The 25,095-nt window shown below is 53.3% G+C and carries 28 protein-coding genes; 12 read left to right on the top strand and 16 right to left on the bottom strand.

Features of this window, described 5'->3' with window-relative positions; translation table 11 throughout:
- Positions 1 to 143: 143 nt before the first annotated feature.
- The 6 genes from LK04_RS12215 to artJ (LK04_RS12240) all read left to right on the top strand — a co-directional run bounded on the left by LK04_RS12215 (position 144) and on the right by artJ (LK04_RS12240) (position 4,708).
- Entirely contained in the window at positions 144 to 683 is a 540-nt protein-coding gene (locus tag LK04_RS12215) for a lipoprotein (RefSeq protein ID WP_039332227.1), read from the top strand.
- A 284-nt stretch (positions 684 to 967) separates the two neighbouring features.
- Positions 968 to 1,696 (top strand): arginine ABC transporter ATP-binding protein ArtP, encoded by a 729-nt coding sequence (gene artP, locus LK04_RS12220; RefSeq protein WP_052206066.1) that lies wholly within the window; start codon positions 968 to 970, stop codon positions 1,694 to 1,696.
- Positions 1,697 to 1,711: 15 nt separating this feature from the next.
- Positions 1,712 to 2,443 (top strand): arginine ABC transporter substrate-binding protein, encoded by a 732-nt coding sequence (artJ, locus tag LK04_RS12225; protein ID WP_039332223.1) that lies wholly within the window; start codon positions 1,712 to 1,714, stop codon positions 2,441 to 2,443.
- Between the two features lie 6 nt (positions 2,444 to 2,449).
- Positions 2,450 to 3,163 carry an arginine ABC transporter permease ArtQ gene (gene artQ, locus LK04_RS12230; RefSeq protein WP_039332221.1) on the top strand — a complete coding sequence of 238 codons (714 nt, stop codon included), beginning with the start codon at positions 2,450 to 2,452 and terminating at the stop codon, positions 3,161 to 3,163.
- A 2-nt stretch (positions 3,164 to 3,165) separates the two neighbouring features.
- On the top strand, positions 3,166 to 3,834 hold the full coding sequence (artM, locus tag LK04_RS12235; protein WP_039332219.1) for an arginine ABC transporter permease ArtM: 669 nt from the start codon (positions 3,166 to 3,168) through the stop codon (positions 3,832 to 3,834).
- A 142-nt stretch (positions 3,835 to 3,976) separates the two neighbouring features.
- A complete protein-coding gene (artJ, locus tag LK04_RS12240) occupies positions 3,977 to 4,708 on the top strand; it encodes an arginine ABC transporter substrate-binding protein (protein WP_039332217.1) in 732 nt (243 codons plus the stop codon).
- Positions 4,709 to 4,771: 63 nt separating this feature from the next.
- On the opposite strand, the gene rlmC is transcribed toward artJ (LK04_RS12240), so the two are convergent.
- The 10 genes from rlmC to LK04_RS12290 all read right to left on the bottom strand — a co-directional run bounded on the left by rlmC (position 4,772) and on the right by LK04_RS12290 (position 13,776).
- Entirely contained in the window at positions 4,772 to 5,908 is a 1,137-nt protein-coding gene (rlmC, locus tag LK04_RS12245; RefSeq protein WP_039332215.1) for a 23S rRNA (uracil(747)-C(5))-methyltransferase RlmC, read from the bottom strand.
- 48 nt (positions 5,909 to 5,956) lie between these two features.
- The gene (locus LK04_RS12250) at positions 5,957 to 6,421 is read right to left on the bottom strand and encodes a YbjO family protein (RefSeq protein ID WP_039332213.1); all 465 of its coding nucleotides are present in this window, start codon (positions 6,419 to 6,421) and stop codon (positions 5,957 to 5,959) included.
- 213 nt (positions 6,422 to 6,634) lie between these two features.
- On the bottom strand, positions 6,635 to 7,480 hold the full coding sequence (gene potI / locus LK04_RS12255; RefSeq protein WP_039332211.1) for a putrescine ABC transporter permease PotI: 846 nt from the start codon (positions 7,478 to 7,480) through the stop codon (positions 6,635 to 6,637).
- On the bottom strand, positions 7,477 to 8,433 hold the full coding sequence (potH, locus tag LK04_RS12260) for a putrescine ABC transporter permease PotH (protein ID WP_039332209.1): 957 nt from the start codon (positions 8,431 to 8,433) through the stop codon (positions 7,477 to 7,479). Before potH ends, potI begins: the two co-directional genes overlap by 4 nt.
- Positions 8,434 to 8,442: 9 nt before the next feature.
- Positions 8,443 to 9,576, bottom strand: a complete 1,134-nt coding sequence (gene potG, locus LK04_RS12265) for a putrescine ABC transporter ATP-binding subunit PotG (protein ID WP_156138063.1) — start codon at positions 9,574 to 9,576, stop codon at positions 8,443 to 8,445.
- Positions 9,577 to 9,821: 245 nt separating this feature from the next.
- Entirely contained in the window at positions 9,822 to 10,931 is a 1,110-nt protein-coding gene (gene potF / locus LK04_RS12270) for a spermidine/putrescine ABC transporter substrate-binding protein PotF (RefSeq protein ID WP_039336359.1), read from the bottom strand.
- A gap of 372 nt (positions 10,932 to 11,303) precedes the next feature.
- Positions 11,304 to 11,783 carry a YbjN domain-containing protein gene (locus LK04_RS12275; RefSeq protein WP_039336361.1) on the bottom strand — a complete coding sequence of 160 codons (480 nt, stop codon included), beginning with the start codon at positions 11,781 to 11,783 and terminating at the stop codon, positions 11,304 to 11,306.
- 86 nt (positions 11,784 to 11,869) lie between these two features.
- The gene (gene rimK, locus LK04_RS12280) at positions 11,870 to 12,772 is read right to left on the bottom strand and encodes a 30S ribosomal protein S6--L-glutamate ligase (RefSeq protein ID WP_039336363.1); all 903 of its coding nucleotides are present in this window, start codon (positions 12,770 to 12,772) and stop codon (positions 11,870 to 11,872) included.
- A 17-nt stretch (positions 12,773 to 12,789) separates the two neighbouring features.
- Positions 12,790 to 13,512: an oxygen-insensitive NADPH nitroreductase gene (nfsA, locus tag LK04_RS12285; RefSeq protein WP_039336366.1), complete on the bottom strand. Its 723-nt coding sequence runs from the start codon at positions 13,510 to 13,512 to the stop codon at positions 12,790 to 12,792.
- 12 nt (positions 13,513 to 13,524) lie between these two features.
- The gene (locus LK04_RS12290) at positions 13,525 to 13,776 is read right to left on the bottom strand and encodes a DUF1418 family protein (RefSeq protein WP_039336368.1); all 252 of its coding nucleotides are present in this window, start codon (positions 13,774 to 13,776) and stop codon (positions 13,525 to 13,527) included.
- 212 nt (positions 13,777 to 13,988) lie between these two features.
- Between LK04_RS12290 and LK04_RS12295 the strand changes: the two genes are divergently transcribed.
- Positions 13,989 to 14,252, top strand: a complete 264-nt coding sequence (locus LK04_RS12295; RefSeq protein ID WP_039336371.1) for a GrxA family glutaredoxin — start codon at positions 13,989 to 13,991, stop codon at positions 14,250 to 14,252.
- 60 nt (positions 14,253 to 14,312) lie between these two features.
- On the opposite strand, the gene ybjM is transcribed toward LK04_RS12295, so the two are convergent.
- Positions 14,313 to 14,684 carry an inner membrane protein YbjM gene (gene ybjM / locus LK04_RS12300; RefSeq protein ID WP_039336373.1) on the bottom strand — a complete coding sequence of 124 codons (372 nt, stop codon included), beginning with the start codon at positions 14,682 to 14,684 and terminating at the stop codon, positions 14,313 to 14,315.
- Between the two features lie 255 nt (positions 14,685 to 14,939).
- Here ybjM and LK04_RS12305 point away from each other — a divergent pair, with 255 nt between their 5' ends.
- The 3 genes from LK04_RS12305 (at position 14,940) to ybjG (ending at position 18,178) form a co-directional block, all read left to right on the top strand.
- Positions 14,940 to 16,628 carry an aspartate:alanine antiporter gene (locus tag LK04_RS12305; RefSeq protein WP_039336374.1) on the top strand — a complete coding sequence of 563 codons (1,689 nt, stop codon included), beginning with the start codon at positions 14,940 to 14,942 and terminating at the stop codon, positions 16,626 to 16,628.
- Between the two features lie 202 nt (positions 16,629 to 16,830).
- Complete coding sequence (locus tag LK04_RS12310; protein WP_071885746.1) at positions 16,831 to 17,586, top strand: phosphatase PAP2 family protein; 756 nt, start codon at positions 16,831 to 16,833, stop codon at positions 17,584 to 17,586.
- On the top strand, positions 17,573 to 18,178 hold the full coding sequence (gene ybjG, locus LK04_RS12315) for an undecaprenyl-diphosphate phosphatase (protein ID WP_039336376.1): 606 nt from the start codon (positions 17,573 to 17,575) through the stop codon (positions 18,176 to 18,178). The genes LK04_RS12310 and ybjG overlap by 14 nt, the downstream gene beginning before the upstream one ends.
- A gap of 33 nt (positions 18,179 to 18,211) precedes the next feature.
- Here ybjG and LK04_RS12320 read toward each other — a convergent pair whose 3' ends face one another.
- Positions 18,212 to 19,417: a serine hydrolase gene (locus LK04_RS12320; protein WP_039336379.1), complete on the bottom strand. Its 1,206-nt coding sequence runs from the start codon at positions 19,415 to 19,417 to the stop codon at positions 18,212 to 18,214.
- 276 nt (positions 19,418 to 19,693) lie between these two features.
- On the opposite strand from LK04_RS12320, the gene LK04_RS12325 reads away from it, so the two are divergent.
- The gene (locus LK04_RS12325) at positions 19,694 to 20,350 is read left to right on the top strand and encodes an HAD family hydrolase (RefSeq protein ID WP_039336381.1); all 657 of its coding nucleotides are present in this window, start codon (positions 19,694 to 19,696) and stop codon (positions 20,348 to 20,350) included.
- A 1-nt stretch (position 20,351) separates the two neighbouring features.
- Here LK04_RS12325 and LK04_RS12330 read toward each other — a convergent pair whose 3' ends face one another.
- The 3 genes from LK04_RS12330 to LK04_RS12340 all read right to left on the bottom strand — a co-directional run bounded on the left by LK04_RS12330 (position 20,352) and on the right by LK04_RS12340 (position 22,999).
- Entirely contained in the window at positions 20,352 to 21,485 is a 1,134-nt protein-coding gene (locus tag LK04_RS12330) for a PQQ-dependent sugar dehydrogenase (RefSeq protein ID WP_039336383.1), read from the bottom strand.
- A gap of 105 nt (positions 21,486 to 21,590) precedes the next feature.
- A complete protein-coding gene (locus LK04_RS12335) occupies positions 21,591 to 22,247 on the bottom strand; it encodes a DUF3313 domain-containing protein (RefSeq protein WP_039336385.1) in 657 nt (218 codons plus the stop codon).
- 116 nt (positions 22,248 to 22,363) lie between these two features.
- A complete protein-coding gene (locus tag LK04_RS12340) occupies positions 22,364 to 22,999 on the bottom strand; it encodes a carbonic anhydrase (protein ID WP_039336387.1) in 636 nt (211 codons plus the stop codon).
- A 320-nt stretch (positions 23,000 to 23,319) separates the two neighbouring features.
- Between LK04_RS12340 and rimO the strand changes: the two genes are divergently transcribed.
- On the top strand, positions 23,320 to 24,645 hold the full coding sequence (rimO, locus tag LK04_RS12345; protein ID WP_039336388.1) for a 30S ribosomal protein S12 methylthiotransferase RimO: 1,326 nt from the start codon (positions 23,320 to 23,322) through the stop codon (positions 24,643 to 24,645).
- Here the strand turns inward: rimO and LK04_RS12350 are convergent.
- A complete protein-coding gene (locus LK04_RS12350; RefSeq protein ID WP_039336390.1) occupies positions 24,642 to 25,091 on the bottom strand; it encodes a DUF4385 domain-containing protein in 450 nt (149 codons plus the stop codon). The genes rimO and LK04_RS12350 overlap by 4 nt on opposite strands.
- Positions 25,092 to 25,095: the final 4 nt, after the last annotated feature.

The following is a 25,095-nucleotide window of genomic DNA, read 5'->3' on the forward strand; positions in this document are numbered from 1 at the left end:
CTTGTTTGAGTGATTCGGGCGAATGCGTTTAGCCAACGTATCTGCATCCTGAAGTATGACGGGAACAGCTCGTACGGCGTAAAAGCGAAACTATACTCTATGATAAAAATGGCGCTTTGCCAGTGAACTATAAGGAAATCGAGATGAGAAACAATGCCTTTGCGCTGCTTGTTCCCGCTGCGTTACTGCTCAGTGCTTGTACCACCGTCGAACCGGTGACCAAGGATAATGGACCGCGTACCGCCAGCTGTATCGACGGTGGTCCGGATAGCGTTGCGCAGCAGTTTTACGATTTACGTATTAGCCAACCCACTCAGGGCCTGCCGAACAGCGCAACCCTGGCAAAATATCGCCCCTACCTGAGCGATCGCCTGTATCAGAAACTGTTGAGCGCCAGCACGCAAAGTAACAAGCCTGCGTCATGGAGTCAGGGTGACCTGTTCTCCAGCCTGTCGCAGGGGCCGACGTCAGCGGATGTCGCCAGCGCCTCAACCATTCCGAACCGCGATGCCCGCAACATCCCGCTGCGCGTCGCATTAAGCCGCGATGGCAAAAGCTGGAATGATGAAGTGCTGATGATTCAGGAAGGCACCTGCTGGGCAGTGGATGATATCCGCTATGTGGGCGACTGGCCGCATGCAGGTGGTGGCTCGCTCAGCCAACTGCTGGAAGAGAAAAAATAGCCTGACCGTGTCGCTACAGTCTTATACGGCGAGGTTTTGAAGGGTGCGGCCTTGAGGCACCCATCCCCGACACAACCGTAGCGAAGCGATTTATCGCGCTTCTTTCAGGCAACCCTGAGCTGAAAGAGGCGCAATCAATTCCGCCACCAGACTTTGAGCGCCGATATTTTGTGCTACGCTTTGAGGACTTCACTGCTGTTTAATAAATTTTAACCCACCACAATTGCATAACTATTCTGGTGACGTTAAGATTCGCGGCACTAATTACTATTCAATTTTTGCGCATGAGTATTCAACTAAACGCCATTAACTGTTTTTACGGTGCCCATCAGGCGCTGTTCGATATCAACCTGGCTTGTCCGCAGGGAGAAACGCTGGTGTTGCTCGGCCCAAGTGGCGCGGGTAAAAGTTCGCTCCTGCGCGTCCTTAATCTGCTGGAGCAGCCGCGTTCCGGTAGCCTGCAGATTGCCGGTAATCACTTTGACTTCAGCAAAGCACCGTCTGATAGCGCGATCCGCGAACTGCGCCAGAACGTCGGCATGGTGTTCCAGCAATACAATCTGTGGCCGCATCTCACCGTGGTGCAAAATCTGATTGAAGCGCCGTGCCGGGTGCTGGGTCTCAGCAAAGACGCCGCGCGTGCGCGTGCTGACAAACTGCTGGACCGCCTGCGTCTGACGCCTTTTGCTGACCGTTTCCCGCTGCACCTTTCCGGTGGCCAGCAGCAACGCGTGGCGATTGCCCGTGCGTTGATGATGGAACCCCAGGTGCTGCTGTTTGATGAACCTACCGCCGCACTCGACCCCGAAATCACCGCGCAGATCGTCAGCATCATTCGTGAACTGGCGCAGACCCAAATCACGCAGGTGATTGTGACCCACGAAGTGGAAGTGGCGCGTAAAACGGCCAGCCGCGTGGTGTACATGGAGAATGGTCATATTGTTGAGCAAGGCGATGCCAGCCACTTTTCACAGCCGCAAACCGAAGCGTTTGCACATTATCTTTCGCACTAAGTCAGGATGCATCTAATGAAAAAAGTCGTACTTGCTGCACTGCTTGCCGGTCTGAGCCTCAGCGCTTCTGCTGCGCAGACCCTGCGTTTCGCCACCGAAGCCTCTTATCCGCCGTTTGAGTTTGTCGATTCCGACAACAAAATTCAGGGCTTCGATGTCGATCTGGCCAATGCGCTGTGTAAAGAGATTGATGCAACCTGTACTTTCACCAACCAGGCGTTTGACAGCCTGATCCCAAGCCTGAAATTCCGTCGTTTCGACGCGGTGATGGCGGGTATGGACATCACCCCTGAGCGTGAAAAGCAGGTGCTGTTCTCCAAGCCTTACTATGATAACTCCGCCATCTTTATCGCGCAGAAAGGCAAGCTGGCCGATGTTGCCGCGCTGAAAGGCAAACGCGTTGGCGTGCAAAACGGCACCACGCACCAGAAATACCTGTCTGACAAACACAGCGACATCACCGTTGTGCCTTATGACAGCTACCAGAATGCGGTGCTGGATCTGAAAAACGGTCGTATCGATGCCGTGTTTGGTGATACCGCGGTGGTGAACGAGTGGCTGAAACAGAATGACAACCTCGCACCATTGGGTGAAAAAGTGACGGATAAAGATTACTTCGGTACCGGTTTGGGTATCGCGGTGCGTCAGGGCAATACCGATCTGCAGGGCAAATTCAACACCGCTCTGGAAAAGATCAAAGCTGACGGCACCTACAAAACCATCTACAACAAATGGTTCCAGCAGTAATTCCTGATGAATGAACTCATTCCACTCGCAAGCGCCGCCGGCATGACCGTCGGCCTTGCTGTTTGTGCATTGATCGCCGGCCTTGTGCTGGCGATGATCTTTGCTGGCTGGGAGATGGTGCGCTGGAAACCGCTGGCGTGGATCGGCACCCTGTTGGTGACCCTGATTCGCGGTTTGCCGGAAATTCTGGTGGTGCTGTTTATCTATTTTGGCGCGTCACAGCTCTTATTGACGCTCTCTGATGGCTTCCACATCAATCTCGGCCTGTTCAGCATTCCTGTACAGGTGCAGATTGAAAACTTTGATGTCAGCCCCTTCCTGTGCGGGGTGATTGCGCTGGCGATGCTCTATTCCGCTTACGCGTCCCAAACCCTGCGCGGTGCGTTAAAAGCCGTTCCAGTTGGACAGTGGGAATCAGGTCAGGCGTTGGGCCTGAAGAAGTCGGCGATTTTCTTCCGCCTGATTATGCCGCAAATGTGGCGTCACGCACTGCCAGGCCTTGGTAATCAGTGGCTGGTGTTACTGAAAGATACCGCGCTGGTGTCACTGATCAGTGTTAATGACATCATGCTGCAAACCAAAAGTATTGCCACGCGCACCCAAGAGCCTTTCACCTGGTATCTGGCGGCGGCGGCCATCTACCTGATCATTACGCTGTTCAGTCAGGCGGTCTTGCGCCGTATTGAATCGCGCACCACGCGTTTTGAGCGGGGGGCCTGACCATGCTGGATTATTTACCCGAATTGCTAAAAGGGCTGCACACTAGCCTGACGCTCACCGTGGCATCGTTAATCGCTGCGCTGGTGCTGTCAGTCTTGTGCACCATTGTGCTGGCATTAAAAGTGCCGGTAATGAATGCCTTGGTGAAAGGCTATATCACGGTGTTTACCGGTACACCGCTGTTGGTGCAGATCTTTCTGATTTACTACGGACCCGGCCAATTCCCGAGCATTCAGAATGTGCCATGGCTGTGGCATCTGCTTTCGCAACCCTGGCTGTGTGCGCTGCTGGCGCTTTCGTTGAACAGTGCCGCCTATACCACGCAGCTGTTTTACGGTGCGGTAAAGGCGATTCCGTCCGGCCAATGGCAATCTTGTGCGGCACTGGGCATGAATCGCAAGGATACGCTGCGCATTTTGCTGCCTTATGCCTTCAAGCGCGCCCTATCCTCGTATTCCAATGAAGTGGTACTGGTGTTTAAGAGTACCTCTCTGGCATACACCATTACGCTGATGGAAGTAATGGGACACGGGCAGCTGCTTTATGGCCGCACCTATGACATCTCAGTCTACGCCGCCGCTGGCTTGATTTATCTGGTGGTCAACGGTCTGCTGACCTTGATGATGCGGTTGATTGAGAAGCGCGCGCTGGCATTTGAACAGCGGAACTGATCCGTAGCGGCGTGATTTATCACGCCGCTACAATACCCATGCAATCCAATGTAATTTTTTAATCATATTTATTGCATATAAATTCATTAACTGGCATCGTGTTAACCGTTCAATCTCTGGCATGGTTTACAGGAGTCACATAATGAAAAAATGGATTGTTGCCGCGGCACTGGCAACACTGGCAATGAATGCTTATGCGGCAGAAAAAATCCGCTTCGCCGCTTCTGCGACTTACCCCCCTTTTGAATCACTCGATCACGACAACCAGATTGTCGGCTTCGATATCGATCTGGCCAAAGCGCTGTGCCAGCAGATGAAAGCGGAATGCACCTTCACTAACAACGCCTTTGATAGCCTGATCCCTTCACTGAAATTCCGTCGCTATGATGCGGTGATTTCCGGTATGGATATTACTGCCGAGCGCAGCAAGCAGGTCGATTTTTCCCAACCCTATTACGCCAACTCCGCCATTGTGATTGCCCATAAAGGCCAGTTTACCGATTTCAGCCAGCTGAAAGGCAAACGTGTTGGCGTGGAAAATGGCACCACGCACCAGAAATATCTGCTGGAGAAACATCCTGAAGTGATCGCCGTGGCCTATGACAGCTACCAGAATGCGATCCTGGATTTGAAAAATGGTCGCCTGAATGGCGTATTTGGCGACAGCGCGGTGGTCAATCAGTGGCTTAAAGCCAATGATGACCTCAGTACCGTCGGTGAGCACATCACGGATACCGAATACTTTGGCACCGGACTGGGCATTGCCGTACGTAAAGGGAATGAACCCTTATTAAAAGAGTTGAATAGCGCGCTTGAGGCATTAAAAACCAACGGCACCTGGCAGCAGATTAACCAGAAGTGGTTCCCGGAATAAGCATTATGGAACGGCGTAGTATGCCATCTGGCAGGTTCTGCACGTCCTCAGTCCAGACGGCCGCTACGCTGTTCCACCCTTCTTAATCAGTAACGTCAGCACTTCAAAATGCGCAGTGTGCGGGAACATATCAAACAACTGCACGCGCGTGACGTCATAGTCAGCCAGCTGTGCAATATCCTGCGCCATGCTGCTCGGGTTACAACTTGAATAGAGAATGTAGTCCGGGGCCATCTGGCTGAGATAATCACACAATTCGGCACCAATGCCACGACGCGGTGGATTGACCAGCACCAATTGCGGGACCTGTACGCGCGCGGTGGCAAATTGCGTGGAATCCAGTGCCGCAAAGCTCACATTCTCCAGCCCTAATTGCTGCGCGGATTGCCGTGCGCAGGCGATGGCTTCGGCATTAATCTCGATTCCAGTAAGCTGCATCTCCGATGTCGCACAGTGCAAACCGAACCCGCCCACGCCACAAAACAGATCCCACATGCTGCTGACAGGCAGTTCAGCGACCCACGCACGCGCGGTGGCGTACAGAGTCGCGGCAACCTGCGGGTTGGTCTGGAAGAAGCTCTGTGGACGAATATACAGCGGCACCTGATTAAACATCTCTGGCAGCGCCTGCTCGGGCGTTAGCGCAATCTCTTCATCGCCCTCTAAAATTGCCATATGTATCGGCTGGATGTTGGCAGAGATCACCTTCAGCTGCGGCAACTGCTGCTGGAGCCAAGGCAGCGCTGCGCGCAGCTGCGCCAGCTTGCTGGTCGAGCGAAGCACAAAACGCAGCATCATCCCGCCTTGTGAGCTCTCTGTCAGCAGCAGGAACTTTAGCTCACCGCGTTTACGCGCCACGTTATAAGGGGTTAAACCGGCACGCGCGATAAAAGGCTTGAGTACTTCAAACACAGGCGTGAAGCTGGCGGGATAGAGCGGACAATCACAGAGATCAACCGGCTCGCCCTCGCGCGCCACCATCCCCAGAATGGGGCGCTCAACGCTACCACTCACCACCATTTTGGCTTTATTACGAAACCCCTGCTGCGCAGACGTTACCGGCGGGAGATACTCAGCCACCGGCATCTGCTGCAGCAACTGCTCCAGTAGCGACTGTTTATCGCTGAGCTGTTGCGAATAGGGTTTTTCCAGCCACTGGCACGAGCGACAGCGACCGGCATCATAAAGCGCGCAATGCATGGAGAGGCCTGTATTCAGAATCGGGAGAAAAATCGGGGGCAGATTGTATCACCGGCCACGGAAAAAAGCGCGGCTGCTGGCCGGGACAAACAGCATCAGCAGTACCATCACATCCGGCACTTTCTGCAGCAAGGTATGATGAACGATCTGCGCATTGGTCTCTCCGGAAATGCTGAAGATTTCCGGGTAAATCCAGCCAACGGAAGCCATCAACATATACGCCAGAACAATGACTTGTGTCGCGACATAGCCCCAGCGACCACGATTACTGCCGCGCATCAGGGTAAAGGCGCACCGCAGTTCAAATAAAAAGATGAGCTGGCTGGCGATAAAAATCAGCGTGGAGTCCCAGGCTTGCGCACTGCGATGGACAAAATTAGCGATTTCGTCGTACCCCAGTTCGTTGGCGAGCATCAGCACGCTAAGACAGCGTGTGGCAATGATCGCGATGCCCGCGACCATGACCGCCACAGGCGCTGACGTTAAAACGGGGGTTTTTAGCGTTTCCGACATCCCTGAACTCCGTAACCATAAAAAACAGCCTGGCCGTAAGTTACCCCAGTTAGGAAGGTGGGAAGTGAGCGAATCCCCCGTCACTTACAGCAGTAAGTGACGGGGGGGGAACACCTGTTGCCAACGCACCTAAACCAAGAGTAGGCCCCATGAGGGGAAGTGAAGTCTTAAGGGTAAACCAGCCTGTTTTTATTTTGGCAAATGTTACGGCTTTCAGCCACGTCTGGCTTTCTGAATATCGCGTAAACGCTGCTTTTCTTCGTGTGCCATAAAGCGCCAGGCGATAAATCCAACCAGACCGACGACAAACAAAATCAGCGAAGCCAGCGCATTGATCTCTGGGTTGACGCCACGACGTACAGTGGCAAAAATCGCCATTGGTAACGTCGTCGCACCCGGCCCCGTAACAAAGCTGGCGATAACCAAATCGTCAAGCGACAGGGTAAAGGCCAGCAGCCAACCGGTGACAATCGCGGGGGCGATCATCGGTACCGTAATCACGAAGAACACTTTGAGCGGTGTTGCCCCCAGGTCCATCGCCGCCTCTTCAATCGAGCGGTCCAGCTCACGCAGGCGCGAGTTGATCACCACCGCCACATAGGCGGTACAGAAGGTCACGTGCGCCAGCCAGATGGTGAGCATGCCGCGATCGCTCGGCCAGCCAAAGGTGTTGCCCATGGCCACAAACAGCAGCAGCAGTGACAAACCGGTGATCACATCTGGCATCACCAACGGTGCGGTCAACATAAAGGCAAAGCCACTGTGCCCACGGAAGCGACCAAAGCGCACGATAATCACCGCCGCCATGGTACCCAGCACCACCGCCATGGTGGCAGACAGTGCGGCAATGGTCAGACTCAGGCCCACCGCATCCAGCATCGCGCTGTCCTGGAACAGCACTTTGTACCAGTGGAAAGAGAAGCTTTCCCACACGGTGACCAACTGCGAGCTGTTAAAGGAATACACCACCAGTAGCAGCATTGGCGCATAGAGGAACAGGAAGCACACCACCAAAATCGCGGTGCGCCACGGAGAGCGAATGGTCGGTAACTGATTCATTCCTTCTCTCCTAACTCACGGTTTTGGTGCTTGTGGAACCAGATAATCGGCAAGATCAGTATCAACAGAATGATCACCGCCAGCGCAGAGGCCACCGGCCAGTCACGGTTGTTGAAGAACTCCTGCCACAAGATGCGGCCAATCATGATGCTGTCTGGCCCACCGAGCAGTTCTGGGATCACGTACTCCCCCACCGCCGGGATAAACACCAACATCGAACCGGCAATAATGCCGCCTTTGGTCAGTGGCACAATCACGCTGAAAAAGGTCTTCAACGGGCGCGCGCCAAGATCCAGCGAGGCTTCCACCAGCGAGTAATCAATGCGGGTCAGCGCGGTGTAGATTGGCAGCACCATAAACGGCAAGTAACAGTAAACGATACCGATATACACCGCCGTGTTGGTGTAAAGGATCACCAGCGGATGATCGATCACCCCCAACCACATCAGGAAGCGGTTAAGAATACCGTTGTTGTTGAGCAGCCCCATCCACGCATAGACGCGCACCAGGAACGAGGTCCATGACGGCAGAATCACCAGCAGCAGCAAAATGGTGCGCATCGAGGGCTTACTGTGTGCTACCGCCCACGCCAGCGGATAACCAATCAGCAAACAGATCACCGTGGAGATCGCCGCCACCTTTAGCGAAGTTAAATAGGCTTCGGCATACAGCGGGTCGTCGGTCAGCGTGATGTAGTTGCCGAGGTTCAGCACCAGGTTGAGCTGATCGTCCGCCCAGGTCACCAAATCGGTGTACGGCGGAATTGCACGCGCAATATCAGCAAAACTGATTTTCAGCACAATCAAGAACGGCAACAGGAACAGCAGGATCAGCCACAGATATGGCAGTGCGATCACCAGCTTGCGGCCATGAAGCATTTTGATACGCGTGCCCCAGCGTTGTAACGGTGTGCCGACAACTTCGGGTTCGCGGCGTTGAGAAATCTGGCTCATTACGCCTCCTTAAACCGTCAGAACCACACAGCTATCAGCATCCCAGCACAGGCGTACTTCATCGCCCCATGTCGGCGCACCTTTGCGGTAGCGATGTGCATTCTGCAGCTGTGCACTGATCATCTGACCGCTGCGCAGGCGAACGTGGTAGATGGAGAGATCGCCGAGATAAGCGATATGCACCACTTCACCCACCGCGAAGTTGCAGCCGTCAGCAGGCACCTCTTCACACAGCATCACTTTCTCAGGACGCAGTGCTACGTGTACCGGCACGTTATCAACGATAGAGACATCGGTCTGAACTTTTAGTGGATGTACCAAACCTGGCGCGTCAATGACCACACCGTCTTCACCACGTTCACGCAGCAGGCCATCAAACACATTGACTGAACCAATAAATTCGGCGCTGTAGCGGCTGGTTGGATGCTCGTAAATCTCTTCAGGTTCACCAATCTGCACGAACTTACCACGGTTCATGATGGCGATACGGCCCGCCATGGTCATGGCTTCTTCCTGATCGTGCGTCACCATCACACAGGTGGCACCGACTCGCTCCAGAATATCCACCACTTCGTGCTGCATGCGGTCACGCAGTTTCTTATCCAGTGCGCCCATAGGCTCATCGAGCAGCAGCAGCTTAGGACGTTTCGCCAGGCTACGTGCCAGTGCCACGCGCTGGCGTTGGCCGCCAGAGAGCTGGTGTGGCTTGCGCTTGGCAAACTCCTGCATATGCACCAACGTCAGCATCTCTTCAACACGGCTGCTGATTTCACCTTTCGGCAATTTGTCCTGCTTCAGACCAAAGGCAATGTTCTGCTCAACGGTCATATGCGGGAACAAAGCATACGACTGGAACATCATATTAATGGGGCGTTGATACGGCGGCACGTGGGACATGTCCTGGCCGTCAAGCACAATCTGTCCACTGGTCGGTGGCTCAAAGCCTGCCAGCATGCGCAGCAAGGTGGATTTACCACAGCCGGAGGCACCCAGCAGGGCAAAAATTTCACCTTTATAAATGGTCAGGCTGACATCATCCACGGCGTGCTGGCCGTCAAAAGATTTGGTCAGGTTGCGAATTTCCAGCAGCGGCGTTAACGCCTTAGCCGTTTTATTTGGGGGGCGGGGAATCGCGTCGTTCACTAACATTTCTCCGGCGCTAAGCGGTGTAGCGCGGCACAGCCAGCCGCTAAAATGGCACAACAGAGGCCATCACCGCACCTCTGTTGTCGTCTACAAGTAAATGAATCCGTTTATACCCTTCATACTTCAAATTTCAGCTGCGTTGGCTACGTGCATTCACCTCAGTCACTTACTTCAGTAAGCTCCTGAGGATTCATGCACTTGCCGCCTTCCTGAAATTCGAATTATTTTGGGTATAGAACGAATTACTTACCACTTTTTACTTTAGTCCATGCACGGGTACGCGCACGGTCCAGTTTTGGATCCTGGACTTTCAGCACAAACAACTTCGCCATGGCATCAGGCGTTGGGAAGATGCCTGGGTTATTACGCACATCGGCGTTGATCAGCGGCAGTGATGCCTTGTTACCGTTGGCATAGTTCATTTTGTTGGAGACATCAGCGATCACTTTCGGATCCATGATGTAGTTCAGCCACTGATAAGCTTCATCCAGGTTCTTCGCATCTTTTGGAATCGCCATCATATCGAAGAAGGCTAAAGCACCCTCTTTCGGCACGCTGTACCCCAGGTGCACGCCGTTGTTGGCTTTTTCTGCACGATCTTTTGCCTGCAGGATATCTCCAGACCAGCCGATCGCCACGCAGATGTTGCCATTCGCCAGGTCGTTAATGTACTGAGACGAGTGGAAGTAACGGATGTTCGGACGCAGTTTCAGCAGCAGATCGGTGGCAGCACCGGTGTAATCTTTGGCATCAGAGCTGTTCGGATCTTTGCCGAGGTAATTCAACACGGTAGCGAAAATCTCTTCTGGTGCATCCAGGAAGGAGACGCCACAGCTTTTCAGTTTTTCCAGGTTTTCTGGCTTCAGGACCAGATCCCAGCTATTGACAGGTGCATCGGTGCCCAGCGCGGCTTTCACTTTATCGATGTTGTAGCCGATACCGGTGGTGCCCCACAGATAAGGAATCGCATATTTGTTACCTGGATCATGCTGCGCGACTTTCGCCATCAGGTCAGGATCGAGGTTTTTGTAGTTAGGCAGTTTGCTTTTATCCAGCTCCTGGAAGACACCTGACTGCAACTGACGCGCGAGGAAGCTCGAAGAAGGCACCACAACGTCGTAACCGGTTGAACCCGCCATCAGCTTGCCTTCCAGTACTTCATTGGAGTCAAACACGTCGTAGACCACTTTAATACCGGTCTGCTTTTCGAAATTAGGCACGGTATCGGCCGAAATATAATCGGACCAGTTATATACGTGCAGCGTTTTATCCTCTGCCTGAGCACCCACGGCCGCAGCCATCAGCACACCTGCAACCACACCTGGCAACCATTTTTTACGTTGGTTGATCATGTTTTACATCCTCCATAGCGGGTCATCACAACGCTGCATACACGCGATCCTGACGTTGCGTTTATTGTCGAATTAGACGCATAGAATGAATCAATATTCAGCGGGAGTTTAATAGCAAAAACCTATGTTTGTGCTGAGGTTGCACGTCTCAGGCAGCCCCGCAAGAATAGCCCCACAGCTCCATGCGTGCCAGAGCCCAGCGTAAAAAACGCCTTTTTGCGATATCTTATGCATGTTTCTGCTATGGGGTTTGGCACTAGCGGCATAAAGCACGACTAATATCTGGCAATAAAGGGCAAAATGCAGAATAAAAAGTGGTGGGGATAAAATGAAAACTGCCGCAAAAAGCGGCAGTTAGCGAGACGGGGAATCTTAGTGCAGCATCGCGTGGCTGCCGGAACTGGGTTGACGTTCCTCTTCTTCGCCCATCATCAGTAAATTGTTGGCAAAGGCTTCCATAATCACCATGGAAATCCCCTCTTCACTCTGCTTCATAAAGTGAGAGAACTGGCCAAAGGTCAAACCGGCGGTGGTACTGATGGACTGGCAGACAATCAGCTTGGGCAGATTATCGTCCTGAATATCGATAAAGGCTTTCACCGTTAATGAACTGGCGTTGATTTGTGACAAATCGCCAACTAACGGGATCAGCGCCGTGGGCTTCACTTCAGCCAGCGCGGAAAAGAGGATGACGTCGTCCACCAGGTCGATTTTTGCATCAAACACCCCGTCAAAATTCTGCATGTGCGGCAGATGCAGTGCCTGGCAGGCATCGCATTCGAACCAGGTGATATTTTGTTGATCCAGCCAGCGACGCAGCATGTCGATGTCAGGAACGACCAGTGAATCCATCGTTGTATCCTGTGGGGTGAAGAAATAAGCGCCTTAGCTTACGGAAAAAGTCATGCTGATGCCACGAAAACCGCGTAAAAGCGGGCTCAGCCGCCCGTTTTAAGACGATAGCCGGGGCAAGCGTGTTGTTCAACCCACTCAATCATCATGGTGGCGATATCTAAACCGGTGTTGCCCTCAATCCCTTCGAGACCGGGCGACGCATTAACTTCCATGACCAGCGGCCCGCGATGCGCACGTAAGATATCGACACCAGCGATCTCCAGACCCAGCGTTGACGCGGCTTTCACCGCAATCTCACGCTCCTTATCGGTGATGGTCACCGCATGCGCTTTGCCACCGCGATGCAGATTAGAGCGGAAATCCCCTTCTTTAGCTTCACGTTCAATGGCGGCCACTACCCGATCGCCAATCACCAGGCAACGAATATCGCGCCCTTGTGCTTCTTTGATAAACTCCTGCACCAGAATATGCGCGTTCAGGCCACGGAAGGCATCAATCACGCTTTCGGCGGCCTGACGCGTTTCCGCCAGCACCACACCAATACCCTGCGTCCCTTCCACCAGCTTGACCACTAGCGGCGCTCCGCCCACCATGGCGATGAGGTCTTGCGTATCGTCAGGTGAGGAAGCAAATCCGGTGATCGGCATATCAATGCCTTCACGTGCCAGCAACTGCAGCGAGCGTAATTTATCGCGGGCGCGGGTAATCGCCACCGACTCGTTCAAGGGATAACTGCCCAACATTTCGAACTGACGTAGCACAGCCGTGCCATAGAAGGTGGTGGCAGTACCGATACGCGGGATGACCGCGTCAAAATGGCCCAGCGGTTCACCCCGATAATGCACAGCGGATGAATCGGAGTTGATGTTCATATAGCAGGAGAGCGGATCGATCATCTGCACCTGATGACCACGCTCTTCCGCAGCATCCCGCAGACGTTTACACGAATACAACGATCCATCGCGGGTGAGAATGGCCATCTTCATTGCTGAGTTCCTTGTGCTTAGCGTGTTGCCCAGCCTTGCTGATGCAGATAATCCAGCATAAATGGCCGCGTTTCTTTAATAATCAAGCGCTGAATCAGTTCGCTCCAGGTTTCGGAACGCTGGTTGCTGTCGCGCTGCTGATAATAGGCCGTAATTTGATTATCGTAATCAGCCAGTAGGTTTTTATCGACAACCTGATAACGATTTTCATGCACCAGCATAGCTTGCGGCATACGCGGTTTCACATCCGGCGCGGACGCAGGATGGCCAATACAGAAGCCAAACAGGGGCAACACAAATTGAGGCAGCCCCAGCAATTCGGTGACTTGCGCAATGCTGTTACGGATGCCGCCAATAAACACACCACCCAGGCCCAACGATTCGGCCGCCACCATAGCATTTTGCGCCATCAGCGCGGTATCGACGCAGCCCAGCAGAAGCTGCTCGGCGCGTCCGAGATGCGCATCGGGGCAAATTTGCTGATGGCGATTAAAGTCGGCGCAGAATACCCAGAATTCAGCCGCAGCACTGACCCAAGGCTGTCCGCCGGTCAGCTGCACCAACTGTTCACGCATGGCCTTATCCGTGATGCGAATAATGGAAGAGCACTGTAAAAAACTGGAGGTAGAGGCCGCTTGTGCTGCAGCAATGATCGCGCTGCGCTGGGCATCATCTATACCTTGCTCAGTAAAAGCGCGAATGGAACGGTGGCTGCATAGTAAATCAATCGTCGGCGTCATAATCCTCTCCGGTTACTTCTTTTTGTGGGTTTGATTGAACAACTGCGGCGCCATGGCTTTCGCCGTTCGCCACATCATCAGCCATGCTGCGGGCAGCATCAGCGCAATGCCAAGGAAAAACAATAGCGTAGCCAACGAGTTTTTCGCCATAAACGCTGGGGCGCTGACCCAGTCGTTGACCAACAGCAGCGCGCCAATCACCGAAAGAACGCCCAGCACTTCCAGCAGCAATATCGGTTTGGGCAAAGTCGCCAGATTACGCATAGGTGAATCCCTCAGTGACTCAATTTGTCAGTCGCATGCCAGATCCGCATACTTCGCATCATGAGAGTGAAGTATGACGGATATAGTTTGCGGCCATTAGATTAACAGGCAATTTCTTCTTTGCTTAAGCAGGATGGGCGGGCATGATGAATGCCATTATTCACGCTGTAATGTGAAACTGGTCACAAAACAGCAGCGGAAGGAGAGAAGCAATGATTGCAGTGATTTTTGGCCGTGAAAGCTGCCCATACTGCGTACGTGCCAAAGAGTTAGCCACCAAGCTAACCAGTGAGCGCGACGATTTTAACTATCAGTACGTCGATATTCAGACCACCGGTATTACTAAAGCCGACCTGGAAGCGCGTGCGGGCAAACCGGTTACTACCGTACCGCAGATTTTCCTCGACGATCAGCATATCGGTGGCTACACCGAATTTGCTGCCTGGACCAAAGAAAATCTGGGTGTTGAAGCCTGATTGATCGGGCGCGTTATAGGGGGCGGCTTTCAGGCCGCCTCTCGCCACAAATCCATCATATTACTCAGGCCGCATCGCCAGCATTATCCGCAGTAGCCGCACCACCAAAGCGCCGCACCCCGCCCAGAACAACGCACTCAAACTCCACGCCACCACCAGCAGCCAACTGTGCATTTGCGTCACGGTGAACCACACCCACGCTAACCCCAGTAATGAGCCGCCCAACGCGACCCACAGCGTCCCGATCAGCGGGCTGTCTGGCTGCATCACAGCCATTAGCATGCCTGGCAATAAAAACAGCAATAACTCAGGTTGTCCACGCACGGCTTGTTCCGCCGCAGCGGCCCAAAAATGATGTGCAAAAATAAACACCAGCGTATAAAGCATCATGCCTAAAACCGATGCTGGCCAGCGATTATTGCGCTGCAACATAACCATCCTCAACTTTGACGTTAACAATATTGAAACGTTTACTGCCCTGATGCGCAAAAGTGGAAATAAAAATACACAGCAACGGCCCTAAGGAATGAAAATGGCTGATAGCTGAGGGAGTTAATTATGATTAGAATGACGCCGCTTTTAATTACGGTCTACCTCTCCGTGGCGGCAAGGATGCTTGCGGCTGCCACAAGATAGCGAAAAAAGACCCGTTCATCAACTCGTTACAGGTAAAGAAGAAGTTAAACCGTGAACATTAACGTCGCAGAATTGTTAAGCGGAAATGACGTTCTGTTATTATTTGTCGTCTTAGCCCTTGGGCTGTGTCTGGGTAAATTACGCCTGGGTTCTGTCCAACTGGGTAATTCCATTGGTGTACTCGTTGTTTCTTTGATTTTAGGCCAACAACACTTTGCGATAAATACCGACGCATTAAGCCTCGGCTTTATGTTGTTTATTTTTTGTGTCGGTGTCGAAGCGGGGCCAAACTTTTTCTCAATCTTTTTCCGCGACGGTAAAAATTACTTCTTTCTCGCCATTGTGATGGTAGTCAGTGCACTGCTGATAGCCTTAGGGCTGGGTAAACTGTTCGGTTGGGATATTGGGCTAACAGCAGGCATGTTGGCCGGTTCCATGACGTCAACGCCGGTGCTGGTTGGCGCGGGTGACACACTGCGACAAAGCATCAGCGATAGCCATCAGTTGAGCATGATGCAGGACAACCTGAGTCTTGGTTACGCCCTGACCTATCTGATTGGTCTGGTCAGCCTGATTTTTGGTGCGCGCTATCTTCCGCGCCTGCAGCATCAGGATTTACCGACCTGTGCGCAACAGATCGCGCGTGAACGAGGCCTTGATGCCGACAGCCAGCGCAAAGTGTTCCTGCCGGTAATTCGCGCCTACCGCGTGGGGCCGGAGCTGGTGGAATGGAGCGGCGGCAAAAATCTGCGCGAACTGGGCATTCACCGCCAGACCGGCTGCTATATCGAGCGCCTGCGCCGCAATGGGATCCTCGCCAGTCCCGATGGCGATGCAATGCTGCAACTGGGCGATGACATTTCCCTGGTGGGCTATCCTGACGCACACGCGCGCCTTGATCCCAGCTTCCGCAACGGCAAAGAAGTGTTCGATCGCGATCTACTCGACATGCGTATCGTCACCGAAGAGATCGTGGTGAAAAATCACAATGCGGTGAATAAGCGCCTCAGCCACCTGAAACTCACTGACCATGGTTGCTTCCTCAACCGCGTAATCCGCAGCCAGATTGAGATGCCCATTGATGACAGCATTATGCTCAATAAGGGCGATGTGTTGCAGGTCAGTGGTGAAGCGCGACGCGTAAAAAGTCTGGCAGACCGCATCGGCTTTATCGCTATCCACAGTCAGATGACCGACCTGCTGGCATTCTGCGCGTTCTTTATTATCGGATTGATGATCGGCATGATTACCTTCCAGTTCAGCAACTTCAGCTTTGGCATCGGCAACGCCGCGGGTTTGCTGTTCGCCGGGATCATGCTGGGCTTCCTGCGTGCTAACCACCCTACCTTTGGTTATATCCCTCAGGGTGCACTCACCATGGTGAAAGAATTTGGCTTGATGGTGTTTATGGCGGGTGTCGGCCTGAGTGCTGGCAGCGGCTTGCAACATGGACTCGGCAGCGCAGGCGCACTGATGCTGTTAAGCGGCTTGCTGGTCAGTTTAATACCGGTGGTGGTGTGCTATCTGTTTGGTGCCTATGTGCTGAAAATGAACCGTGCGCTGTTGTTTGGCGCCATCATGGGTGCCCGTACCTGTGCACCGGCAATGGAGATCATCAGTGATACCGCCCGCAGTAGCATTCCGGCACTAGGCTATGCAGGAACTTATGCCATTGCTAACGTTTTGCTGACGCTCGCCGGCACCCTGATTGTGATAATTTGGCCGCTTTTGCCTTTTTAAAAATATTTTTACCCCGTTCAGAACTTTCTATTTGGGGCGCAGTCTGAATAAGTGCCACTGCTTTTCTTTGAAATCCCCAAATTGAGGAGCCCGCCGGTCACTGACTTGCGGGTTTTTTTATGTCTGCTGTTCCTGCCGCTTAAGGTTCTCCTAAGCGTAAATTGCGACCCTGCCACTCTGATTTCGCTATTTTCAAACCTTCATGCAACTTTCATCAAAGTTAAACACTCCAACAACCCGCGATAAGATTAAGAGCCAGACTATTTATTGTTTGTCTGGGCGCTTTTACGCTATCAACTTTATTTTGCTGGCAATTTTTGCACTGGTGTTCTTGTGGTGGTCACGCCACGAAAGCCTGGATATCGCCATCAGCAGGATGTGGTTTGATCCCCTGACACAGACGTTTCCGTGGCAGCACAACCGCTGGCTGGACCTGATTAATCATCGTTTGTTTAAAGATGTGATCATTGTCGGGGCGGTACTGCTGCTGTTACGCGGACTACAGAAGCGCGATGGGCGTCGCGTGCTGGTGGCCCTGCTGTTTGGCTTGGGGCCGCTGGTGGTCGGTATTCTGAAGGCGCACAGCGCACATTCATGCCCGTGGGATCTGGCGATGTTCGGCGGTAAGGCTGCCACCTTCGCGCTGCTGGATGCCGTGCCCGCCAATAGCGGGCCGGGGCAATGTTTCCCTGGCGGACATGCCTCCAGTGGTTTTGCCGTGATGGCGCTGTTCTTCCTGTGGTGGCCTGAACGTCCCCGCCGCGCGCTGTTGGCGCTGTGCGCGGGTGGCGCAATTGGCCTGTTGATGGGCTATGGCCAGGTGATGCGCGGTGCCCACTTTTTCTCACACAACCTGTGGGCAGGCTGGTGGGTATGGCTGAGCCAGGTGCTGATTTTTGCTGGTGTTTCTTTTTGGGTAAACAGAACGAGGATGATGAAACGTGATGGAAGCACTTAACCACACGATCTTTTTATGGATTAACGCCACTGCGGATTCGCCGCAGTGGCTGATTCATCTGGCTACTTTTATCGCGAAAGATGTGATTGCGATTGTGCCATTACTGATTGTTGCGCTCTGGCTGTGGGGACCGCGCGATCAGGTTCAGTCACAGCGTGCTCTGGTGCTGAAAACCGGTATGGCGCTGATCTACGCACTGAGTATTTCCTGGTGTGTGGGGCAACTGCTGCCGCATCCGCGCCCCTTCGCTATCGGCTTTGGCCATCAGTTCCTGGCTCATGCGGCCGATGACTCTTACCCCAGTGACCACGGCACCACTATCTTCACCTTTGCGCTGGCGTTTATCTTCTGGCATCGCCTGTGGTCGGGCGTGATTTTGTTGGCGGTGGGCAGTGCGATTGCCTGGTCGCGCGTCTATCTGGGCGTTCACTGGCCGATGGATATGCTGGGTGGATTCCTGGTAGGTCTGTTGGCTTGTCTGGCGTCGCACATGGCGTGGCAGCTATACGGTGAACGCATGCTGGCCTTTACGCATCAGGTGTATCGCGCACTCTTTTCAATGCCGATTAAGAAAGGCTGGGTTCGCGGATAATGCAGAAGGCGGCGCAAATGCGCCGCCTATTTATCAATTGAACCACTTACCAAACCAGCCGTTGAATTTCATCATGATGAAGTCCCAAATGCGGCCAATAAAGCCACCCTCTGGTACATCCTCCATCACCACCAACGGACGTTGATCAATCGTTTTTCCATCCAGTTGGAAATCAATGGTGCCCACCACCTGATTCTTCTGCAGCGGTGCCTCCAGTTGCGGCGAATTCAGGGTAAAGCTCGCCTTGAGGTTTTTCATTTGGCCTTTCGGCACAGTGATTGCCGCATCCTTAGCGACTCCCAGATTGACCTGACTGTGGTCGCCAAACCAGACACGTTGTTGAGCAAACGGCTTATCGGCTTTGATTGGCGTCACCGTTTCATAGAAACGGAAGCCCCACGTCAGCAGTTTCTCGCTCTCACGAAAACGAATCGCATCGGTTTGCGTGCCCAGCACCACTGAAATCAGACGCATATCGCCATCCACCGCAGAGGCCACCAGATTGTTACCTGCGCCAGAAGTGTGCCCGGTTTTGATACCATCGACCTTCAGGTTACTGCTCCACAGCAGGCGGTTGCGGTTCATTTGCTTGATATGGTTAAAGGTGAACTCTTTTTCGCTGTTTAGCGCATACTCTTCCGGCACGTCACTGATCAGACGCTGACCAATGATGGCCATGTCACGCGCGGTGCTGTACTGCCCTTCCGCATCAAGACCGTGCACGGTCATGAAATGGGTGTTTTGCAGTCCGAAGGCTTTAACGTAGTTGTTCATCAGACCGATAAACGAGTCCTGGCTGCCTGCAACATAATCCGCCAGCGCAATACAGGCATCATTACCTGACTGAATCACTACACCTTTATTCAGTTCCGAAACCGGAATGCGGTCACCCGGTTTAAGGAACATCAGCGATGAGCCGCGCAGTTTTGGATTGCCGGTTGCCCAGGCATCCTGACCAATGGTCACCAGGTCATCGTTATGTATCTTGCCCGCTTTCAGTGCCTGTCCAACCACATAACTGGTCATCATTTTGGTCAGGCTGGCGGGATCGAGGCGTTGATCAGCATTGGACTCTGCCAGCACTTTCCCGCTGTTATAGTCCATTAAAATCCAGGCTTTGGCTTCAATCTGTGGAGCAGCAGGTGCCTGTTCAGCCTGAGTGGTGACTGGAAGGAAAAGCACTAATAATGAAGTGGCAGCCAGCGGCCGCAAGGCAGAAGTGACGGAGTTTTTTCTCATGAGCGTGACCAGATTGTCCTTGTTAAATCATGGTTTTGGTGCGGGTAAGACATGTCTTAATCAAAGCTACACGCTAACCCCCTGCGAACAAAACCGTCCAATCGTAAAGTTTTTTAGAGTTTATTAGAGTAACCCTGGCACCAACGCCGCAGTGCTGCCACTTTTGATCTATTGCACAAGATGAAAAAATGCGAGAAATTCCGATTTTTCGCAGAACGGTTAAGCCAGTCACAAAATTCCGCTACCCTGATACCAGTCAGCCCGAGGAGAACCACGATGGACTTAGCCGTTTTCGATCTGGACGAAACCCTGATTTGTGAAGACAGTACCAGCCTCTGGCTGCGCTGGCTGGTTTCACAGGGGTTCGCACCCGAAGCAGTCATTTCGCAAGAGCAGGCTCTGATGGAAAAATATCACGCCGGCACCCTGTCAATTGAAGAATATATGAGCACCACTCTTGCCCCTCTCGCCGGTATGGCGACCCTGACCGTTGAGGGCTGGGTGCGTCGTTTTATCCATCGCGACATTTTACCTCGCGTTTTCCCTGCCGCACGCGAACGCATCGACTGGCACCAGAAACGCGGCGATACCGTGATGATCATCACTGCCAGTGGCGACCATCTGGCCGTTCCGATTGCGCAGCGTCTGGGTGTACACGGGGCACTGGCCATCGGTGTAGAGGTCGTGGACCAACGCTACAGCGGCCAGATTTATGGCACAGCGACCTACCGTGAAGGCAAGGTCACACGCCTGAGTGACTGGAAAGCCTTGCAGCATGATCAACGTTATGAGCGAACCTGGGCTTACAGCGACTCAATGAATGATTTACCACTGCTGGCCCACGCCGATCATGCCTGGGTGATTAACCCCAATGCGCAGTTGCAGCAGGAAGCGCAGCAGCGCGGCTGGGAAGTGCGCAACTGGGTGCGTTAAGTTAACCGCGAGGGGGGTTGGCCGCGTCTGCCAGCCCCACTTTTAACAGTTTTCCGTTAGCCTCATCTGTTAGCACATAGAGAAAACCGTCTGGCCCCTGGCGCACATCGCGGATGCGTTCACCACGATCCTGCAACAAGCGCTGCTCCTCAACCACTTTCTCACCATTCACCCGCAGGCGAATTAAGCTTTTCTCTTTCAAAGCACCAATGAACAGCGAATTCTTCCACTGTGGGAAACGTGCGCTGTTGTAAAACGCCATGCCGCTGATGGCCGGAGAGACTTTCCACCAAAACAGCGGTTGTTCAGTCCCGGCGACATGGGTTCCCTGGGCTTCTGGCACCTTCTGACCGCTGTAATCGATACCGTAGGTGGCCAATGGCCAGCCGTAATTTTTGCCTTTCTCTGGCAGGTTCACCTCATCGCCGCCACGCGGGCCGTGCTCACTCTCCCACATTTGCTGCGTCCACGGATTGAACGCTAAGCCCTGTGGATTGCGCATGCCATAGGACCAAATCTCTGGGCGGGCGTCTTTGCGATGCACAAAGGGGTTATCTGACGGGATCTCGCCATTCTGTGTCAGACGCACGATTTTTCCAGACAGCTTATCCAGCTGTTGGGCACTGCTACTGGCAAAGTTGTCACCAAAAGCAATATAGAGGTATCCCTGATGATCAAACGCCAGGCGCGTGCCGATATTGGCACCACTGGAGAGTTTAGGTGTTTGCTCCAGTACCTCTTTGAAGTCGTTTAGCTGACGGTTATCGTCGCTGAGCCGCCCGTACCCCACCACGCCGCCGGCACGCCCTTCAGCATTTGCCGTGGTGTAACTGAGCCACACGCGACGGCTTTGGGCGAAATCGGGCGCCAGCACCACATCCAGTAATCCACCCTGACGATTGGCCCAGACTTTCGGCACCCCGCTGATGGGCTGCGATAACCCGGTGCCCGGTTGCCAACTGCGCAGCTGCCCGGAACGTTCAGTAATCAGCAAGGTTTGATTGTCAGGCAGAAACGCCACAGACCAAGGGTGGTCGAGCTTATCCTGCAACACCTGAACCTGGACCTCTGCAGCATGAGTGAATGAGGGGTAACTGAATACGCCAAGCAGTAGCGCGACGGGCAGTAAACGCATGGGGTGCTCCTTTATCACGGTTTGTGATCAAGGGTAGTCAGCCCGTAAGAAAGGATGTGCAGTATTTACAAAACATTAAGCCCGACGCGACGTCGGGCAGCAGGATTAAGGAGCCGAGAAAGCCACAACATCGCGCACCATCTCGTCGATGCCGGGACGTAAGTCATTGAGGGTAATTGGGGTGCTGTTATTAGGCAGTGACTTACCAAACGCCTTGCGCACCACCTTGATCATCGGTTTCCCAGTTTGGGCATCCACCGCTTCCACTTCCAGGAACAGCGCACTGTTTTGAGTTCTGTGCCCTGTGGCCGCCATGGTGCTGGCCACCACAGCAGCAATTGGTACCACTTCATAGAACTGCACCCCTTCGTTTTCGGCACTCACCGCCGTGATTGCACTTTTCACACGCAGGGTGTGCGCACCTGGCTTGCCCACCACAGGTTTACGTTCTGACACCGCTTTTTTTAGTTGAGCGTCAGTGTACTGGCGAATCTGATCGAGGGTTTGCTGACTGATTCGTTCGGTAGGGCGCGCGGCGGGATAATAGACCACCGGTTCAAACACCACGTTGGTGTAATCCGCGCTGTGGTAATCCGGGGAGATCCAGCGTAGCGTCGGCTTTCCACTGGGCGACTGCGCCGGTTTTAACTGGCTGTAATCGCCAAGGAACCCAGAGAATTGCTGTTTATCGGCAACATGAGAGGTACAGCCCACGGCCAGCATTGCCAGCGTTAAAGCAGGAATATAAAGACGAAATCGCATGAGAAAGCCCTTATAAGAGGTGAACGCTTCTCAAGTGTAGAGTGCACGCTGCGCTTTAGCGGGATAAATTCGCAGGTTGTGAAGAAAACCACCCGCAGAGCAGGTGGTTAACGGGATTATTCGAAGCAGGTCTCTGGATTTTCTGAAAGTGAGATAAACGATTCACCGCCTTTGGTCAGGGCGATAATACCGCCGCTCTCAATATCATAAACCCACCCATGCAGGCGAATTTTGCCTTTACGCAGCGCTACCGCCACGGAAGGGTGTGTTTTGATATTGTTCAGCTGAGCAATAACGTTTTCTTTCACCATCTCGTTGAGACGGGTTTCTACTGATTCATACTTGCGCTCTTCCACCACAGCTTTTGCCGCATTGGCGTAATGTAGCCAGTGATCGACCGCAGGCATGCTTTCCAGGTCGGCGTTAGCTGCAATCGCGTTCATGGCACCGCAATTCGAGTGGCCGCAAATGATGATTTCAGTCACGCCCAGTGCCACCACCGCATACTCAATGGTGGCAGAGACACCGCCCGGTTCAGGACCAAACGGCGGCACGATATTCCCGGCGTTACGGATCACAAACAGTTGACCGGGCTCAGATTGCGTGACTAATTCGGGCACCAGACGGCTGTCTGAGCACGAGATAAACAGCGCTTTGGGATTCTGGTTTGAAGCCAGACTTTTGAAAAGATCCTTCCTTTCAGGGAACACATTCTGTTGAAAATTCAGAAAACCTTTGACGATCTCTTGCATATGTCTGCTCTCACATTATCCACTTCTGCTTAGGCCATTAAATACGGCCGTCAGCGCGAGTTAACATTCTTCAGTGACAAGAATAACTTACCGTCACCGACCCAACATTTAAGCAAAACAGGCTGAATTGCACAACTCGGATCACCGCCCACTCTCTCCCGGCCACAACCTAAGTTTATGAGCTGAGCGGGTAAGTTAAGCATAGCGGGAATAACACGTGTAACTGATAAGGAGATTCTTTGCTTAACTATACATTTTCTCCAGTAACCTCTGTACAATCGCCCCCCTATCCACACTAATTATGATGAATTTTTATCCTTATGAGCCATGTCAAAAATCCGCCGCGCGTGGGCTTCGTCTCACTCGGTTGTCCAAAAAACCTCGTCGACTCTGAACGCATCCTGACGGAACTGCGTACCGAGGGCTACGATGTGGTGCCACGCTACGATGATGCGGAGATCGTCATCGTTAACACCTGCGGATTTATTGATAGCGCCGTACAGGAATCACTGGAAGCGATTGGCGAAGCGCTGAACGAAAACGGCAAAGTGATTGTCACCGGCTGCCTGGGTGCCAAAGTGGATCAGATCCGCGAAGTACACCCTAAGGTGCTGGAGATCACCGGTCCGCACAGCTACGAGCAGGTGTTGTCCCACGTTCACACCTATGTGCCAAAACCTGAGCACAACCCGTTCCTCAGCCTGGTGCCGGAGCAAGGTGTTAAGCTGACCCCGCGCCATTACGCTTACCTGAAAATTTCTGAAGGCTGCAACCATCGCTGCACCTTCTGCATCATCCCATCAATGCGTGGCGATCTCGACAGCCGCCCGATTGGTTCCGTGCTGGATGAAGCGAAACGTCTGGTGGAAGCGGGCGTTAAAGAGCTGCTGGTAATTTCACAAGATACCTCAGCCTACGGCGTGGACGTGAAGCACCGCACCGGTTTCTGGAATGGGTCGCCGGTCAAAACCAGCATGGTCAGCCTGTGTGAGCAACTGGCTAAGCTTGGCGTCTGGGTGCGTCTGCACTACGTGTACCCATATCCGCATGTGGATGACGTGATCCCGTTGATGGCCGAAGGTAAAATTTTGCCTTACCTCGATATCCCGTTACAGCACGCCAGCCCGCGCATCCTGAAGCTGATGAAGCGTCCTGGCGCAGTGGAACGCACTCTGGAGCGTATCAAACGCTGGCGTGAAATTTGCCCAGAGTTGACGCTGCGTTCGACCTTTATCGTCGGCTTCCCGGGCGAAACCGAGGAAGATTTCCAGATGCTGCTCGACTTCCTGAAGGAAGCGCGTCTGGATCGCGTCGGCTGCTTCCAGTACAGCCCGGTTGAAGGCGCAACCGCCAACCAGTTGCCGGATCAAGTGCCAGAAGAGGTGAAGCAAGAACGTTTCGACCGCTTTATGCAACTGCAGCAGAAAATCTCCAGCGAGCGTTTGCAGGAGAAAATCGGCCGCGAAGTGCTGGTGATCATCGATGAAGTCGATGAAGAAGGTGCGGTTGGCCGCAGCATGGCCGATGCCCCTGAGATTGACGGCGCCGTTTACCTGAATGGCGATCGTCAGGTCAAAGTGGGTGACGTGGTCCGTGTGAAAGTGGAACACGCTGACGAGTACGATTTGTGGGGTACGCGCGTTTAACCGTACTGCTGCTGGTGCGCACGTTTGCGCGCCAGATAATCCGTGTCAGCTCGAATCCGATCCCAGCATGATTTGAAAATGGCCGCCGCAGCGGCCTTTTCTTTTTCCGTGGTGCGCGGCAGCTCTTTCCCCTCCGCATCATATTTTCGCCCGCCTTTATGATTGCTGTAACGGCGTGCGCGCGTGTAACCCATCTGAATGAACTTGCGTGCCATGTCCATGCCAATAAAATCGTCCTGGGCGCGATAATCTTCAAACAGTTGCATGATTTGTACCGAGGACTCCTGCGCCAGCTCAACCGTACGAAAGCGCCAGAAAGGCAGGATTTCACTCTTATAAGGTTCAACCATCAACACGCCCTGCTCACCCCGCCCCACCTGATAGCGCTCTGGCTGTTGTCGAAAGTCGATATTGTTAAAGTCTTGCTCATAATCAAAGGGTTTCACTACT

It is taken from the genome of Pantoea vagans (assembly GCF_001506165.1).
Taxonomy (GTDB): domain Bacteria; phylum Pseudomonadota; class Gammaproteobacteria; order Enterobacterales; family Enterobacteriaceae; genus Pantoea; species Pantoea vagans_C.

Bases quoted from the DNA above. Each gene is read 5' to 3' on its own strand.
- LK04_RS12310 (WP_071885746.1), top strand. From the start codon at position 16,831: ATGCAACTTTCATCAAAGTTAAACACTCCAACAACCCGCGATAAGATT.
- artJ (WP_039332217.1), top strand. From the start codon at position 3,977: ATGAAAAAATGGATTGTTGCCGCGGCACTGGCAACACTGGCAATGAAT.
- potF (WP_039336359.1), bottom strand. From the start codon at position 10,931: ATGATCAACCAACGTAAAAAATGGTTGCCAGGTGTGGTTGCAGGTGTG.
- artP (WP_052206066.1), top strand. From the start codon at position 968: ATGAGTATTCAACTAAACGCCATTAACTGTTTTTACGGTGCCCATCAG.
- rimK (WP_039336363.1), bottom strand. From the start codon at position 12,772: ATGAAGATGGCCATTCTCACCCGCGATGGATCGTTGTATTCGTGTAAA.
- LK04_RS12250 (WP_039332213.1), bottom strand. From the start codon at position 6,421: ATGTCGGAAACGCTAAAAACCCCCGTTTTAACGTCAGCGCCTGTGGCG.
- LK04_RS12295 (WP_039336371.1), top strand. From the start codon at position 13,989: ATGATTGCAGTGATTTTTGGCCGTGAAAGCTGCCCATACTGCGTACGT.
- ybjM (WP_039336373.1), bottom strand. From the start codon at position 14,684: ATGTTGCAGCGCAATAATCGCTGGCCAGCATCGGTTTTAGGCATGATG.
- LK04_RS12290 (WP_039336368.1), bottom strand. From the start codon at position 13,776: ATGCGTAATCTGGCGACTTTGCCCAAACCGATATTGCTGCTGGAAGTG.
- artQ (WP_039332221.1), top strand. From the start codon at position 2,450: ATGAATGAACTCATTCCACTCGCAAGCGCCGCCGGCATGACCGTCGGC.
- ybjG (WP_039336376.1), top strand. From the start codon at position 17,573: ATGGAAGCACTTAACCACACGATCTTTTTATGGATTAACGCCACTGCG.
- rimO (WP_039336388.1), top strand. From the start codon at position 23,320: ATGAGCCATGTCAAAAATCCGCCGCGCGTGGGCTTCGTCTCACTCGGT.
- LK04_RS12275 (WP_039336361.1), bottom strand. From the start codon at position 11,783: ATGGATTCACTGGTCGTTCCTGACATCGACATGCTGCGTCGCTGGCTG.
- artJ (WP_039332223.1), top strand. From the start codon at position 1,712: ATGAAAAAAGTCGTACTTGCTGCACTGCTTGCCGGTCTGAGCCTCAGC.
- rlmC (WP_039332215.1), bottom strand. From the start codon at position 5,908: ATGCATTGCGCGCTTTATGATGCCGGTCGCTGTCGCTCGTGCCAGTGG.
- potH (WP_039332209.1), bottom strand. From the start codon at position 8,433: ATGAGCCAGATTTCTCAACGCCGCGAACCCGAAGTTGTCGGCACACCG.
- potI (WP_039332211.1), bottom strand. From the start codon at position 7,480: ATGAATCAGTTACCGACCATTCGCTCTCCGTGGCGCACCGCGATTTTG.
- nfsA (WP_039336366.1), bottom strand. From the start codon at position 13,512: ATGACGCCGACGATTGATTTACTATGCAGCCACCGTTCCATTCGCGCT.
- artM (WP_039332219.1), top strand. From the start codon at position 3,166: ATGCTGGATTATTTACCCGAATTGCTAAAAGGGCTGCACACTAGCCTG.
- LK04_RS12325 (WP_039336381.1), top strand. From the start codon at position 19,694: ATGGACTTAGCCGTTTTCGATCTGGACGAAACCCTGATTTGTGAAGAC.
- LK04_RS12335 (WP_039336385.1), bottom strand. From the start codon at position 22,247: ATGCGATTTCGTCTTTATATTCCTGCTTTAACGCTGGCAATGCTGGCC.
- LK04_RS12215 (WP_039332227.1), top strand. From the start codon at position 144: ATGAGAAACAATGCCTTTGCGCTGCTTGTTCCCGCTGCGTTACTGCTC.
- LK04_RS12340 (WP_039336387.1), bottom strand. From the start codon at position 22,999: ATGCAAGAGATCGTCAAAGGTTTTCTGAATTTTCAACAGAATGTGTTC.
- LK04_RS12320 (WP_039336379.1), bottom strand. From the start codon at position 19,417: ATGAGAAAAAACTCCGTCACTTCTGCCTTGCGGCCGCTGGCTGCCACT.
- LK04_RS12330 (WP_039336383.1), bottom strand. From the start codon at position 21,485: ATGCGTTTACTGCCCGTCGCGCTACTGCTTGGCGTATTCAGTTACCCC.